This window comes from Vibrio sp. 1401 (assembly GCF_033340295.1).
The window spans coordinates 1-552 of record NZ_JAWOWF010000708.1 but is presented as its reverse complement, the minus strand read 5'-3'; the positions used below and the strand labels follow the sequence as shown (position 1 = coordinate 552).

1 protein-coding gene is annotated in these 552 nt (G+C 46.6%); it reads left to right on the top strand.

The genetic code is table 11. The annotated features are described in order from the left end of the window. Positions 1 to 552, top strand: a 552-nt coding sequence (locus R7Z77_RS27715; protein WP_318137355.1) for a metallophosphoesterase, incomplete at both ends; no start/stop codon positions are given.

The following is a 552-nucleotide window of genomic DNA, read 5'->3' as shown; positions in this document are numbered from 1 at the left end:
AATCCGCTAGACGTGCTATTCAAACAGCAAGATTGGGCTAACTTCCCAATGCTGTCAGCCAACATTTACGACAAAAAAACGGGTAAGCGCTTATTCCAACCTTACGCGATGTTCAATAAGCAAGGCATTAAAATTGCGGTTATTGGTCTGACAACAGAAGATACCGCGAAGTTGGGGAACCCTGAGTTTATCGGTCAAGTAGACTTCCGCGACCCGAAAGCGGAAGCGAAAGAGCTGATTGCAGAACTGAAAAAAACAGAAAATCCGGATCTGATTTTCGCTGTCACGCACATGGGTCACTACGAAAATGGCAACCGTGGCATCAATGCGCCGGGTGATGTAGCTTTGGCGCGTTACCTTAATGAAGGCGATTTGGACATGATTGTGGGTGGTCACTCACAAGAGCCCGTTTGTATGGAAGGTCCTAACGTTATCAAAAAGAACTTTAAACCGGGTGATGAGTGTCAGCCAGACCAACAAAACGGTACTTACATTGTTCAGGCGCATGAGTGGGGTAAATATGTTGGCCGTGCCGATTACGAATTCCGTAAC